The organism is Amycolatopsis sp. NPDC048633, from assembly GCF_040650695.1.
GTDB lineage: Bacteria > Actinomycetota > Actinomycetes > Mycobacteriales > Pseudonocardiaceae > Amycolatopsis.
On record NZ_JBEZHS010000010.1, the window covers coordinates 230,981 to 243,355 of the forward strand.

Annotated in this window: 13 protein-coding genes; 8 read left to right on the forward strand and 5 right to left on the reverse strand. The window is 71.3% G+C overall.

Going from position 1 to position 12,375, the window contains the following annotated elements; translation table 11 throughout:
- Window positions 1-72: 72 nt before the first annotated feature.
- A complete protein-coding gene (locus tag AB0C38_RS20780; protein ID WP_360675573.1) occupies window positions 73-411 on the forward strand; it encodes a YciI family protein in 339 nt (112 codons plus the stop codon).
- A 50-nt stretch (window positions 412-461) separates the two neighbouring features.
- A complete protein-coding gene (locus AB0C38_RS20785) occupies window positions 462-1,631 on the forward strand; it encodes a DUF6596 domain-containing protein (RefSeq protein ID WP_360675576.1) in 1,170 nt (389 codons plus the stop codon).
- Here AB0C38_RS20785 and AB0C38_RS20790 read toward each other — a convergent pair.
- A complete protein-coding gene (locus AB0C38_RS20790; RefSeq protein WP_360675579.1) occupies window positions 1,618-1,977 on the reverse strand; it encodes a hypothetical protein in 360 nt (119 codons plus the stop codon). The genes AB0C38_RS20785 and AB0C38_RS20790 overlap by 14 nt on opposite strands.
- 195 nt (window positions 1,978-2,172) lie before the next feature.
- Here AB0C38_RS20790 and AB0C38_RS20795 point away from each other — a divergent pair, with 195 nt between their 5' ends.
- The 6 genes from AB0C38_RS20795 (at window position 2,173) to AB0C38_RS20820 (ending at window position 7,116) form a co-directional block, all read left to right on the forward strand.
- Window positions 2,173-3,369 (forward strand): SpoIIE family protein phosphatase, encoded by a 1,197-nt coding sequence (locus tag AB0C38_RS20795; protein ID WP_360675582.1) that lies wholly within the window; start codon window positions 2,173-2,175, stop codon window positions 3,367-3,369.
- On the forward strand, window positions 3,366-4,886 hold the full coding sequence (locus tag AB0C38_RS20800) for an ATP-binding protein (protein ID WP_360675585.1): 1,521 nt from the start codon (window positions 3,366-3,368) through the stop codon (window positions 4,884-4,886). The genes AB0C38_RS20795 and AB0C38_RS20800 overlap by 4 nt, the downstream gene beginning before the upstream one ends.
- A complete protein-coding gene (locus AB0C38_RS20805) occupies window positions 4,883-5,323 on the forward strand; it encodes a response regulator (RefSeq protein WP_360675588.1) in 441 nt (146 codons plus the stop codon). The genes AB0C38_RS20800 and AB0C38_RS20805 overlap by 4 nt, the downstream gene beginning before the upstream one ends.
- 47 nt (window positions 5,324-5,370) lie before the next feature.
- Complete coding sequence (locus AB0C38_RS20810; protein WP_360675591.1) at window positions 5,371-5,730, forward strand: STAS domain-containing protein; 360 nt, start codon at window positions 5,371-5,373, stop codon at window positions 5,728-5,730.
- Between the two features lie 32 nt (window positions 5,731-5,762).
- On the forward strand, window positions 5,763-6,179 hold the full coding sequence (locus AB0C38_RS20815; RefSeq protein WP_360675594.1) for an ATP-binding protein: 417 nt from the start codon (window positions 5,763-5,765) through the stop codon (window positions 6,177-6,179).
- A gap of 184 nt (window positions 6,180-6,363) precedes the next feature.
- On the forward strand, window positions 6,364-7,116 hold the full coding sequence (locus AB0C38_RS20820) for an alpha/beta hydrolase (protein ID WP_360675597.1): 753 nt from the start codon (window positions 6,364-6,366) through the stop codon (window positions 7,114-7,116).
- Window positions 7,117-7,187: 71 nt separating this feature from the next.
- On the opposite strand, the gene AB0C38_RS20825 is transcribed toward AB0C38_RS20820, so the two are convergent.
- The 4 genes from AB0C38_RS20825 to AB0C38_RS20840 form a co-directional block, all read right to left on the reverse strand.
- Window positions 7,188-8,810 (reverse strand): alkaline phosphatase family protein, encoded by a 1,623-nt coding sequence (locus AB0C38_RS20825; RefSeq protein ID WP_360675600.1) that lies wholly within the window; start codon window positions 8,808-8,810, stop codon window positions 7,188-7,190.
- 33 nt (window positions 8,811-8,843) lie between these two features.
- Window positions 8,844-9,998, reverse strand: a complete 1,155-nt coding sequence (locus AB0C38_RS20830) for a Dyp-type peroxidase (RefSeq protein ID WP_360675642.1) — start codon at window positions 9,996-9,998, stop codon at window positions 8,844-8,846.
- 157 nt (window positions 9,999-10,155) lie between these two features.
- Entirely contained in the window at window positions 10,156-11,313 is a 1,158-nt protein-coding gene (locus AB0C38_RS20835; protein ID WP_360675645.1) for an EfeM/EfeO family lipoprotein, read from the reverse strand.
- Window positions 11,314-11,517: 204 nt separating this feature from the next.
- On the reverse strand, window positions 11,518-12,300 hold the full coding sequence (locus tag AB0C38_RS20840; protein ID WP_360675603.1) for a metalloregulator ArsR/SmtB family transcription factor: 783 nt from the start codon (window positions 12,298-12,300) through the stop codon (window positions 11,518-11,520).
- Window positions 12,301-12,375: the final 75 nt, after the last annotated feature.

Genomic DNA, 12,375 nt, shown 5'->3' on the forward strand with positions numbered 1-12,375 from the left:
TTCCGCCGCCCTGTCGATTCCGCCGATCCTCGCGTGACGGAGTAGGAAAGGACCACGACGAGAGGAACGGAAATGGCGCAGTACGCGGTGCTGATCTACGAGCGGGTGGCCCCCGAGGACCTGCCGAAGGAGATCATGGACGGGCATATGGGGCTGCCCGACCGGATCGCCGGGCTGGGCGGCAAGGTGACCGCCGGCCTGGCCCTGCAGCCCAACGAGACGGCCACCGCGATCCGCGGTGACCTGGTGACCGACGGGCCGTTCGTGGAGACCAAGGAGGTGCTGGCCGGCGTGTACATCCTGGAGGCCCGCGACCTCGACCACGCGCTGGCGTGCGCGAAGCTGACGCCGGTCGTCGAAGGCGGGGTCGAGGTCCGGCCGCTCGTCGACTTCCAGGTGGTGCCGGACTGACCTCCGTCAAGGACGCGGTCGCCGAGGCGCACCGTCGCGAGTGGGCCTACGTGCTCGCCGCGACGGTGCGGGTCACCCGCGACCTCGACGAGGCCGAAGAGGCCGTCCAGGACGCCTACGTCCAGGCGCTGAAGCGCTGGGCGGCCGACGGCGTCCCCGACCGGCCCGGCGCGTGGCTGACCACGGTCGCGCGCCGGACCGCGCTCAACGGCGTCCGGCACCGGGAGGTCCTGCGCCGCAAGCTGCCGCTGCTGGTCGAGCCGGACGCCGCCGAGCCGCCCGAGCCGGCCGGGCCGATCCCGGACGACCGGCTCCGGCTCGTCTTCACCTGCTGCCACCCGGCGCTCGCGCAGGAGGCCCAGATCGCGCTGACGCTGCGGCTGGTGTGCGGGGTCGCGACGGCTGACATCGCGTACGCCTTCCTGGTGCCCGAACCGACGATGGCCGCCCGGATCACCCGCGCCAAGAAGAAGATCGCCGCCGCGCGGATCCCGTACGCGGTGCCGTCGGCCGAGGAGCTGCCGGCCCGCGTGTCCGTCGTGCTGACCGTGCTGCACCTGCTCCACTCGGCCGGGCACACCGCGTCGTCGGGCGACGACCTCGTGCGGGACGAGCTGACCGGGCGCGCGCTGGACCTGGCGCGGATGCTGCGGGCCCTGCTGCCCGCCGACACCGAGGTCGCCGGGCTGCTCGCGCTCCTGCTGGTGCACCAGGCTCGCCGGGCCACCCGGACCGACGACACCGGCCGCCTGCTGCGGCTCGAAGACCAGGACCGGTCCCGCTGGGACACCGCGATGATCGCCGAAGCCGACCGGCTCGTCGTCGAGGCGCTCAAGGGCGGGCCGCCCGGGAGGTTCAGCGTGCAGGCCGCGATCGCCGCCCTGCACGCCCAGGCGCCCAGCTACGCCGAGACGGACTGGCCGCAGATCCTGACCCTCTACGACGTGCTGCTGCGCCTGTGGCCCTCGCCCGTGGTGGCGCTCAACCGCGCGGTCGCGCTGGCCGTGGTGGACGGCCCGGAGGCGGCGCTGGCCGAGATCGCCCGGCTGGAGGACGACGGCCGGCTCGCCGGCTACCGCTACCTGCCCGCCACCAAGGCCGACCTGCTGCACCGCCTCGGCCGCGACGCCGAGGCGGCCGAGGCCTACCGGGCCGCGCTCGCGTTGAGCGACAACGCCGTCGAACAGGAGTTCCTCGCCGCGCGGCTCAGCGGCGCCTGAGCAACAGGACGTACCCGGCGGCCGAAAGGACCAACGCGGCCAGGAAGAAGGCGCCGTGCACGACGGCGCCCGCGGTGACGTCCCCGGCCAGCTGCAGCACCAGGTCCGCGACGCCGAACACGCCGACGATCGCCAGTGCGACCCGGGTTCCCTTGACCCCGCGGTACACGCCGTACACCAGCAACGCCCACAGCCCGGCGCAGACCACGTACGCGAGGATCGCCACCGGAAGCGGGGCGGCGGCTTCGACGGCCGTCCGGCGTCCGCCCAGCAGGGAGCCGAGGAACCAGCACGCCGTCGCGCCCCACCAAGCGAAAGCGGCGCGCGGCGCCCGGGTCGGGGACATGGCCGCAGCGTAGGACCGGACCGCCCGGTTCCGGCACGGTCACGACCCGAACCGTTACGCGTCCGCCGACACACCGGGGTGCTATAAAGCGCTACTCCGTGGGACCGCTTCCACGGTCGTAGGCGGCCGCCGCCGGTGCCGCTAGGGTGATCGTCTGGATGTGCTGGCTCACGAGCAGCCGAATGGGAGAAGCCGGTGACCGCCGCGCACGAATCATCGTGGGACTCCGGCACCCGTCTGCGCGTGCTGCTGGTGGAGGACGACGACGGCGACGCACTGCTCGTCGAAGAGATGCTGGCGGACACGTCCGTGCCGTTCTCGCTCGAACGCGTCGAAACGCTGGCCGCCGCGCTGGACGGCCCGCTCACCGCCGACTGCGTCGTGCTCGACCTGCAGCTGCCCGACGCCATGGGCCTGAGCGGCCTGACGAAGCTCGGCCAGCACGCGCCCGGCGTCGCGATCGTCGTCCTGACCGGCGGGCACGACCAGGCCACCGGTGTCGCCGCGGTCGCCGCCGGCGCCCAGGACTACCTCGTCAAGGACCAGGTGGACGGCCCGCTGCTGGTGAAGGCGCTGCGGTTCGCCCGCGAACGCAAGCGCGCCGAGCAGGTCGAGCAGCAGTTCCTGCAGCAGCAGCTGCTCGCCCGGGAGAACGCGCGGCTCGAACGCGGCCTGCTGCCCGTCCCGCTGCTGCGCGACCCGCAGCTCGAGCTGGCCTCCCGCTACCGCCCGGGCCGCAACGGCTCCCTGCTGGGCGGCGACTTCTACGACGCGATCGAGCTCGCCGACGGCACCGTGCACATGATGATCGGCGACGTCTGCGGCCACGGCCCGGACGAGGCGGCGCTCGGCGTCGCGCTGCGGATCGCGTGGCGCTCGCTCGTGATGGCCGGCCTGCCGATGGCCGACGTGCTGAGCATGGTCGAGCGGGTGCTGGTGCACGAGCGGATCGAGCCGCTGTTCGCCACCGTCTGCATGGTCGTCGTCGCGGCGGACCGAAGATCCCTGCGCCTGTCGCTGGCCGGGCACCTGCCGCCGCTGCTGCTCACCCCGGGCGACGGGCACCTGCTCTCCGGGAAACACCTCGGCGTCCCGCTCGGCGTCGTCGAAGGCACGAAGTGGGAGGCCCTCGACGTGCCCTTGGAACCAGGCTGGTCGCTGCTGCTCTACACCGACGGCGTGTTCGAGGGCCGCGTCGGCGCCGGGTCGGAACGGCTCGGCCACGAGCGGATGGCCGCCATCGTCCTCGAGATCCAGCACCAGGCCGGGCTGGCCGGCACCGAGCTGCTGGACGAGCTGATCGCCCGCGCCGAGCGGCTCAACTCCGGCCCGCTCGACGACGACGTCGCCCTCGCCCTGCTCAGCCACGACCCCGGGGAGCAGGCTCGATGAGCGCTGACGCACGCGGCTGGACGGTCCGCCGCTGGCTCACCCTGCTCGCCGTGACCGAGGCGGTGCTGCTGCTCGCGGCACTGGCCGGCGGCGGGATCGCGCTGAGCAACCTCACTGACGCCCGCAACCGCCTGCTCGACGTCATCGGCGCCCAGCGGCTCGCCGCCATCCAGCTGTCGACGGCCCTGCTGAACCAGGAGACCGGCGTCCGCGGGTACCAGCTCGGCCGGCAGCCGGACTTCCTCGCCCCCTACACCGACGGCGTCCGGTCGCAGGCCGACGCCGTCACCCAGCTGCGGCAGCTCGGGGCCACACCGGGGACGCAGATCGGCGACGACCTCGACCGCGTGCTGCGGGCCGCGTCGACCTGGCAGGCGACGATCGCGCCCACCATCACCCCGGCTGCACCCCCGCCCACCCCCGCGCAGGCCGACCGCAGCCGGACCCAGTTCGATGCGGTCCGCGGTGCCCTCGACGCGCAGGCCGCGCACCTGGCGACGCTGCGCACCGAGGGCCGCTCCGACCTCGACAGCGCGGCGAGCTTCCTGACCGCGATGCTCGTGGCCGTCGCCGTGCTGGTCGTCCTGCTGTTCGTGGTGCTGTTCCTCGGCCTGCGCCAGGTCATCACCCGGCCGATCCTGCGGCTGGCGGGCGAGGTCCGCCAGGTCGCCGACGACGACGTCCACCGGCCGGTGAGCGGGACCGGGCCGCGCGAGATCGCCCAGCTCGGCGCCGACGTCGAGGCCATGCGGCAGCGCATCCTCGACGAGGTCGCCGAGCTCGAGCGGGCGCACGCGATGCTGGACCGCCGGACGCGCGAGCTGGAGCGGTCGAACGCTGACCTGGAGCAGTTCGCCTACGTCGCTTCGCACGACCTGCAGGAGCCGCTGCGGAAGGTGGCGAGCTTCTGCCAGCTGCTGCAGAAGCGCTACCAGGGCCTGCTCGACGAGCGCGGCGAGCAGTACATCGAGTTCGCCGTCGACGGCGCGAAGCGGATGCAGGTCCTGATCAACGACCTCCTGGCGTTCTCGCGGGTCGGGCGCAAACCGGGCGAACACGTCGTGGTCGAGGCGGGCGGGCTGGTCGACGACGCGCTGGCGAACCTGGAGGTCGCGCTCTCGCTGAGCGGCGGCAAGGTCGACCGCGGCGAGCTGCCCGAGGTGCGCGTCGAGCCGGCGCTGATGACGGCGGTGTTCCAGAACCTGATCGGCAACGCCCTGAAGTTCAAGGGCGAGACGCCGCCGGAGGTGCGGATCACCGCGGACCGCGACGGCGAGGACTGGGTGTTCACCGTGTCGGACAACGGGATCGGCATCGAAGCGGAGTACGCCGAACGGGTCTTCGCGCTGTTCCAGCGGCTGCACACCCGCAGCGCGTACCCGGGCACCGGCATCGGCCTGGCCCTGTGCCGCCGGATCGTCGAGTACCACGGCGGCCGGATCTGGCTCGACACGGAGGCGGCCGGCACCACGTTCCGCTTCACCATCCCGGCCGGCGAAACCGATGAGGACGCATGACACAGGGGCATGAGCCGATCGACATCCTGCTCGTCGAGGACGACCCCGGCGACGTGCTGATGACGCGTGAGGCCTTCGAGCACCACAAGATCCGCAACGAGCTGCACGTCGTGAGCGACGGCGTCGAGGCGCTCGAGTTCCTGAACCGGACCGGACGCTTCGCGCAGGCGCCGCGGCCGGGGCTGATCCTGCTCGACCTCAACCTGCCCCGCAAGGACGGCCGGGAGCTGCTCGCCGACATCAAGCAGGACCCGGAACTGCGCACCATCCCGGTGGTCGTGCTGACGACGTCCGAAGCGGACGAGGACATCGTGCGCAGCTACGACCTGCACGCCAACGCCTACGTCACCAAGCCGGTCGACTTCGAGAAGTTCGTCGAAGTGGTCCGGAAGATCGACGACTTCTGGGTCACGGTCGTCAAGCTGCCGCACCGGTGAGGTGCGTCGATGGCGGGACGGCGGATATTGAGGCACCATAAAGCGCCGTGACCTCTTCATCCCGGGATCTTCCCGCCGTCGAGCTGGCGGTCACGCTCGACTGGCGGGACACGGCCGCGGTGCTGCGCGTGGCGGGGGAGATCGACCTGCTGAGCGCGCCGGAGTTCGAGGAAGCGGTCGGCGTCGTGCTGGCCGACGAACCGCGGACGCTGGTGGTGGACCTGCGCGCGGTGACGTTCTTCTGCTCGGCGGGCCTGCAGGTGCTCGCGTCGGCGCACCGCAGGCTGCCCGAGCACGCGCTGCGGGTGGTGAGCGATTCGGCGGTGACGTCGGGGCCGCTGAAGACCACCGGCCTCGACACGTGGATCGGCATCCACGCGACGGTCGACGAAGCGCTGGCCCAGTGACGGCCCCCGGCCGGCGAGAAAGGCGATCCCCGATGGACGAACCTCCGGGACCGTTCCGCAGCTACGGCGTGCAGGCGGTGCCCCAGGACCTCCGGCGGCTCCGGCACGAGCTGATGGCGTGGGTCCTCTCGGCGGGCATCGACGAGGACCGGGCGCAGGACATCGTGCTGGCGAGCTACGAGGCGCTGGCCAACGTCGCCGACCACGCGTACCACGGGGCGGGTTCCGGAGTGGTCGACCTCGACGCGGCGGTGCACCGCGACCGGGTCGAGGTGGTCATCAGCGACCACGGGAAGTGGCGGATCCCGGTGGTGGACCCGCGCCCGGTTTCCGCGCGGGGGCGCGGGTTGCTGCTGCTGCGGGCGAGTGCCGACCGCGCGGACATCTCGTCCGGCGAGTCGGGGACCGTGGTGACGCTGGCCTGGGACCTGGCGCCGGTCCGGCCCTGAGCCGGGCGCGGAAAAACGGTTGGGCCGCCCGAGGTCCGGCTGGTAGCGTGCCGTCGACCGTGACCCACCCGAGGAGGTGAGACCCGTGAACGCAGTACGCGCATGGGCGCTCCCCCTCGCCGTCATGGTCGGGCGATAGGCCTCGGGAGCGCCTCGGTTTCAGGCACTCCCGAAAGGCACTTCCATGGATTCCTTGCGTTTCACCGCCGAGACGACGTCGGACGGCGTCGTCGAGCGCGACTTCACCGTGGGCGACGTCCCCGGTGTCCTTTGGTCACCCGGTTCCGGCCCCGGGCACGCGCCCTTGGTGCTGATGGGCCACGGTGGCGGCCTGCACAAGAAGACGCCGGCCCTCGCGGCCCGCGCCCGCGAAGCCGTGACCCGCCAGGGCTTCACCGTCGCCGCCATCGACGCGCCCGGCCACGGCGACCGCCCGCGCACGGCGGAAGACGAGCAGGTCCGCGCCGAGTTCCGGGAGGCGCACGCGGCCGGCGACCACGAACGTTTCCGGTCGGTCAGCGTCCGCTACGCGCTCTCCCTGGCGGAGCGGGCCGTCCCCGAATGGCGGGCGACCCTGGACGCCCTGCAGCGGCTCCCGGAGATCGGCCGCGACGCGCCGATCGGTTACGGCGGCGGCATCTCGCTGGGCACCGCGATCGGGATCCCGCTGACGGCGGCCGAACCACGGATCTCCGCGGCCATCTTCGGCGGCGGGTTCTTCGTCTACGAGGAGCTGCTCGAGGCGGCGCGGCGGATCACCGTGCCGGTCCAGTTCCTGCTCCCGTGGGACGACGAGCACGTCGACCGGCAGTCGTCGTTCACGTTGTTCGATGCCTTCGCCACGGAAGAGAAGACGTTGCACGCCAACCCCGGTGACCACCGGAGGATCCGCTGGATCGGCGTCGACGACGACTTCCTGGCCCGGCACCTGAGCTGACGTTCCGAAGAAGAACGGGCCCGTGGCGGAGTCGCCACGGGCCCGTTCTCGGCTGCGTTCTCCACTGTGGACTAGCTATGCACGACGGCACCGGTCTTCGGGTCGAGCGTGACCTTCTTCGCCTCGGGCCACCAGAAGTTGAACATCCCTGTCATCGACCCCGCCCGGGAGTCGTACGACGAGTCGCCGATCCGGCCGGCGAACCAGTTGTCCTCGATGAACTTCAGCACCGAGGTCTGGTCGGTCAGCGCGTGGTCGACGTGGTTCACCTTGCTGTACGGCGAAATCACCAGCAGCGGCAGCCGCGGGCCGTAGCCGCAGCGGTCCTGGTAGCCGCCCAGCGGGGTCGGCTTGCCCGTGCACACCGCCTGGTCCTGCGAAGCGTCGTGCGAGCCGTTGATCACCTTCGACGCCACGTGGTCGTACCAGCCGTCGGAGTCGTCGTAGGCCAGGACGATCGCCGTCGACTTCCAGTCCGGGGACTGCTGGATCTTGTTGACCTCGCTGACCACGAACTGCTGCTCGTCCAGCGGGTCGGAGTACCCCGCGTGGCCGTCCTGGTACTCCGGGGCCTTCAGGAAGCTCACCGCGGGCATCGAGCCGGCCTTCAGCGAGTCGTTGAAGTCCGAGATGTCGTACTGGTGGTTCGCGCGGTCGGTCTGGCCGATCGCCTGCACCGACGACGGCGGGAGGTGCTTCGGGTTCGCCGTCGACGGGTAGTACTGGAACGGCTCGTGGTGCGGGCTGTAGTCGACCGCCGCCGCGCCGCCGACGTTGGCGTGCGTCGCGCCGCAGACCGCGTAGCCGTTCGCCGAGCCGGTGGGGCGGAAGCCGCCCTGGAACCAGCCCCACGTCACGTGGCGCTGGTTGAGCAGGTCACCGACGTTGCGGCCGTGCATCGTGGCCAGGTTGTCCGTGCTCGTGTGGTTCTTGTCGGAGCAGTCGTCCCACGCCGGGTCCGGGTCGTTGATCATCGTGCCGATGCCGTGCGCGTCCGGCGACTGCACGGCGTAGGCGTCGCTGACCGGCTCGTGCGTCACCGGGTCGACCGCCTGGACACCGTGGGTGTTGCCGGAGATCAGGTTGAGCGCGCCCGGCGTCGACGGCCCGAAGTTCGTGTCGAACGAGTTGTCGTTCAACGCGTAGTGCTGCGCGTAGTTCCACATGCCGGTGACGGTGTTGCCGTCGAAGTAGTCCATCACCAGGCCGGGCTCGCCGAACAGGACCGGCTGGCCGGTGCACTTGTCCGTCTCGGTCTTCTCGACGAACTTGTCCATCTTGCCGCCGTTGAAGGCGGCCTGCTCGGCGCCGTAGTTGTGGTTCTGGTCGCAGGTCAGCGCCTGCTCGTGCGTCAGCCGCTTCGGGTTGTACGCGTTCGGGTTGTCGGTCAGCAGCTTGTGGTCCAGGCCGTTGACCTTCGGGGTGTTGCGCGCGGCCTGGAACGGGGTGCCGTCCGTGTTGGCCGCGTTCGGGTAGGTGCCGAAGTAGTGGTCGAACGCGATGTTCTCGCCGAAGATGACCACGACGTGCTTGATCGGCGTCGAGGTCGGGATCCCGTGTGCGGGGAACAGGTTCAGCGGCTGGGCGTCCGCGGTGGTCGCCGCGGAGCCGGTGACGGCGGCCAGCACGGCGACCGAGGCGAGGGCCCCGGCGCCGAGCAGGCCGCGTCGTCGCCGGCGAGGTCGGGTGTCCACTGTGGATTCCTTTCGTGGTGGGGTGTGGTGCAGTCAGGTGAGCAAGGAACGCCCGAAGTGGTCGTCCGGGCCGGTGACGCCCGGCAGCGCGAAGAAGTAGCCGCCGCCGAACGGGGAGATGTAATCGGTCAGGGGTTCGTCGGCCAGCCGCGTCTGGACCGCCTCGAACTGGCGCTCCAGGTCCTGCTGGTAGCAGACGAAGATCAGGCCCATGTCGAGGTTGCCGTTGCTGTCGACGCCGCGGTCGTAGTTCACCGCGCGGCGCAGGATCCGGCTGGCGTCGGTCTCCGGCGTGCGCGGGTTGGCTTTCCGGATGTGGCTGGTCAGCGGGATGACGGTGCCGACCGGGTCGTCGGCGTAGCGCGGGACGTCGGTCTCCTCGGTGCCGTCGAGCGGGGCGCCGGTGTCGCGGCGGCGGCCGAACATGTTCTCCTGCTCGGCCAGCGAAACCCGGTCCCAGAACTCGACCAGCATCCGGATCAGCCGGACGACCTGGTAGCTGCCGCCCGCGGCCCAGGCGGGCTCGCCGGTCTTCGTCCACACGAGACGGTCGAAGTCGGCTTCTTCCGGGTTGGCGGTGCCGTCCTTGAAACCCATCAGGTTCCGCGGGGTGCCGGCCGGGCGGGGCGGGGAGCTGAAGCCGTTGAGCTTCCAGCGCAGCTGCATGCCGCCGCGGGTCGCGCGGGCGATGTCGCGCAGCGCGTGCAGCACGGTGTCGGCGGAGTTCGCGGACAGCGTGAGACTGAGGTCGCCGTGGCACTGGGCGGGGTCGAGGGCGTCGTTCGCGAACGTCTTCATCGGCTTCAGCTTGGCGGGCTTGAGCTTCGCCAGGCCGTACCGGTCGTCGAACAGCGACGCGCCGACGCCGAGGATCACGCCCAGGTCGCCACCGGGGACGACGGGCCCGAGCACGCCGGAGTCGGCGGGCGGCGCGGTGATCCCGAGGGCGGCGGGCGCCCCGCCACCGGTGAGGAACCGCGCCCGCTCGGTGACGGCCCGGAAGAGGTCGGTGAGCTCGGCCTTCGACTCCGCGACGACGTCGAACGAGGCGACGACGGTCTGGGTCGGCGGGGTCCGCAGGATGGCGGCCTGGGTGTTGCCGTGGAAGGAAACGGGAGCGGTGCTGTCGGTGGCGGCGGAGGAAGCCCCGAGCCCGGCCCCGGCGGCGACGGTGAGCCCCGCGCCCATCGCGGCCCGGCGCAGGAAGGACCGCCGGGGCACGCCGGTGGCGGTGGCCGGGTGCGGGATGGGGCAGCGAGGCTGGTCGGTCACGAGACCCTCCTCGGCGGGGTGGTGGTGGCGGCGAGGTGGCCGGCGGTGGCCGTGATCTCGCGATACCGGGCCATCACGAGACCCTCCTCGGTTCGGCGATCGCGGCGATCGGGGCGAGGAGCTCCGTCAGCTCGCTCACGTCGGCGTTCAGCTTCTGCCTCTCCTTCTGCGACAACCCGGCCAGCGGCGTCCAGCTGCCGTCCGGGCGGTGGGCCGCCTCCAAAGTGGACTGGGTGCGCGTCAGCCAGCTGTCCACCTTGGACAGATCCGGGTACCTCGGCGCCAGCAGGGGACGGAGCACGTCCAGCACCGCGCGCGTGCCGTCGAGGTTGGCGCGGGCCGTGGCCAGGTTGGTGCCGCTGCCGTAGTCCGTGCGGCCCGTCAGTTCGAACTGCAGCGTGTTCTCCATGATCTCGTGCGCGCGCAGGCCGAGGTCGTTGCCGTCGACCTGGCTGTCGGCGAACGACGTCTGCAGCGCGTGGGCGTCGGTGTCCAGCTGGTCGGCCACCGCGCCGAGCGCGCCCAGGTCCTCGCCGTGCCACAGCCCCTGCTCGAGGCGGTGGAAGCCGGTGAAGCCCTCGTCGGCCGTGCCGTCCGGGAGGCCGTCGGCGGTGCCGTTGAGCGAGCCGTCGGAGTCGCCGAACGCGTCGTACGCCGCGCCCAGCCGCTCGTACGTCAGGTGGGCTGTCAGCCACGCGGCCTCGCTCGCCGCGCGGTCGCCGCCGTGGACGGCGTTCTTCAGCGCGCCCGTGTTCGCGACCAGCTCGCCGAGGCCCGTCGTGACGTGCTGCTCGTACGCCTTGAGCGGCCCGAGCAGGTCGTTGTGCGTCACGGGCGCGACGCCCGGGCCGGTCCGCTCGGCCCCGCCGCTGATCTGCACGGCCGGCCCGACGATCGCGCCGGCGTCCTCCGGCAGGCAGCGGAACGCGTAGCTCCCGTTGCCGAGGGTGACCTGCAGCGGCCGGGTGGTCGCCGGGCCGAGGCCCTCGACCTCGCCGTAGATCACCCCGGTCGCCGGGTCGATCAGGTCGACCTCGGCGGTCACCGACCCCGTGTTGTGCAGGTGGAACGTCTGCGGCCCGGGCTTCGGGTCCGACCAGCCGGTGCCGCACGCCGAGCGGGAGACCGCGATTTCGGGATCGTTCGCGCCGCCACTGGGCGGCCAGAACGCCACGACGGCTCCCGCCGCGGCGACCACGACCACGGCCGCCACGATCCAGCGAGTACGCACTGACCCCGGCACGCACAGTCTCCCGTCACTCGATCGGACCATTCCCGGTCACGGATTATGCGAGCCTAACGCTCACAAATCCGCAACGGAGGACGCCGAGAGAAGGAAATTCACCGGGACTTCGACGAGGCGACCACGAAAGGGGGAGGATTCAGACGTTTTCCTGTGCCAGATCTGTCTGGTTAGGTGCGTTAGTCCGGTTGGTTACGCCCGCGGCAACGGCGAACCCGTCTCGAGGAGCGTCTTCAGGCTCGAGAGCAGCGCGGGCCAGCCCTGGCTGCACATCGCCATGACCGTGCTACCGGGCTCGAAACCGTCGTGCAGCACCGTCAGCTTCACGCTTTCCCCCTGCGGTTCGAGGGTGAAAGCGACCTTCGAACGGCCTTCCCGCTGCAGTTTCGCGAGCGTTTCGGCGTCGATTCCGTTTCCGTTCGCCCATTCCGCGGTGAACGTGTGCCAGGTGTAGGAAAGCCGGCGGTACGGGTCCGATTCGAGCACGACCTGATCGGGGTGGCTCGTTTTCGCGCCACTTTCCGCCCAGACCATCGGCGAACCCTTTTTCCAGTCGGTTTCGAAGGCGACGCCCCAGTACTGCCGGGTGAACGCGGGATCGGTAAGCGCTTGCCAGAGCTTTTCCGGGGTCGTGTTGATGTAGGTGGTGTACGCGAATTCGTTCATGGGTTCGGACTCCAGTGCTCGTTTCAGGTCGGCCAGCGCGCCGGCCCGCTGCCGGTCGAACCGGGTCATCCAGCGCTCGGCGATGGCGTTGATCGGCGCGGCGTCGAGGTGGTGCAGCTTTTCGCGGCCGCGCCAGGTGGTCGTGACCAGTCCGGCCGCCTCGAGCACGGCCAGGTGCTTGCTCACCGACTGGCGGGCCATGTCCAGCCCCGCGCACAGTTCGCGCAGGGTCTGGCCGTTGCGCTCGTTGAGCACGTCCAGCAGTTGACGGCGGCTGGGGTCGGCCAGTGCCTTGAACGCCTCGTCCATCGCGCCTTCCTCATGACATGCAGCCGTCCGGCTGCCTATGCACGAAAATGAACCCGCCGGCGGCCAGTAAACCCC

What these genes read in the sequence shown, in the direction of transcription:
- AB0C38_RS20790 (WP_360675579.1), bottom strand. Translation starts at nt 1,977, where the DNA reads ATGTCCCCGACCCGGGCGCCGCGCGCCGCTTTCGCTTGGTGGGGCGCG.
- AB0C38_RS20840 (WP_360675603.1), bottom strand. Translation starts at nt 12,300, where the DNA reads ATGGACGAGGCGTTCAAGGCACTGGCCGACCCCAGCCGCCGTCAACTG.
- AB0C38_RS20800 (WP_360675585.1), top strand. Translation starts at nt 3,366, where the DNA reads ATGAGCGCTGACGCACGCGGCTGGACGGTCCGCCGCTGGCTCACCCTG.
- AB0C38_RS20805 (WP_360675588.1), top strand. Translation starts at nt 4,883, where the DNA reads ATGACACAGGGGCATGAGCCGATCGACATCCTGCTCGTCGAGGACGAC.
- AB0C38_RS20815 (WP_360675594.1), top strand. Translation starts at nt 5,763, where the DNA reads ATGGACGAACCTCCGGGACCGTTCCGCAGCTACGGCGTGCAGGCGGTG.
- AB0C38_RS20820 (WP_360675597.1), top strand. Translation starts at nt 6,364, where the DNA reads ATGGATTCCTTGCGTTTCACCGCCGAGACGACGTCGGACGGCGTCGTC.
- AB0C38_RS20830 (WP_360675642.1), bottom strand. Translation starts at nt 9,998, where the DNA reads ATGGGCGCGGGGCTCACCGTCGCCGCCGGGGCCGGGCTCGGGGCTTCC.
- AB0C38_RS20780 (WP_360675573.1), top strand. Translation starts at nt 73, where the DNA reads ATGGCGCAGTACGCGGTGCTGATCTACGAGCGGGTGGCCCCCGAGGAC.